The organism is Acidiplasma aeolicum, from assembly GCF_001402945.1.
Lineage (GTDB): Archaea > Thermoplasmatota > Thermoplasmata > Thermoplasmatales > Thermoplasmataceae > Acidiplasma > Acidiplasma aeolicum.
On sequence record NZ_LKBG01000204.1, the window covers coordinates 1 to 625 of the forward strand.

Annotated in this window: 1 protein-coding gene; it reads right to left on the reverse strand. The window is 34.4% G+C overall.

Going from position 1 to position 625, the window contains the following annotated elements; all coding sequences use genetic code 11:
• The coding region (locus AOG54_RS04545; RefSeq protein ID WP_201779321.1) for an acetamidase/formamidase family protein at positions 1-577 on the reverse strand (577 nt) is incomplete at its 3' end.
• Positions 578-625 lie beyond the last annotated feature (48 nt).

Consider the following 625-nt stretch of genomic DNA (forward strand, 5'->3'; position numbering starts at 1 on the left):
CATGTGGATCAGCAAATGATATTAATGCCCCAGATACATTCACTGGCAAATAAAGCACAGAGCCTTTTTTTAAATGCCTGTTGTCCATATTGCCTCCAAAACTCTGCGGTGGAATCATGGGAAACTCACCGGATTGTGGTGCAGTGCCTATTATGCCCAAAAAGGGTCTTGCATCGAAAGACATATCTTCAAGAAAATTTTTTCTTCTGCTTCTAATTTTATTGTTCCTTATTTCCCATATTATTAATTCATCTGAAAATTCCTCTGAAAGAAGGCCGAAATTATGCAGTGTCTGGGACCAGCCAAAATTACCGGTCTCTAAGTTATTTATTGTTACCTTTAATGTATCCCCTGGTTCGGCATTGTTTACAAAAAATGGACCCACTGCAGCATCAAGCATTGAAGCATCTATATTTTTGGCATCATCATCTGTGAAATATTCTTTAATCTGGTCTGTTGAGGAATCCGGTATTTTTATTCTGAATGTCTCATTAGAATCTATATATTCTATGGGCTTCAAATTTTTAGTCCACTTAAAATGTATATTCTCCCTTTTATGACCATCCACAACCTTCATTGTTTATAATAGAAAAATAGAATATAATTTTTTTTAATAAAATTTATA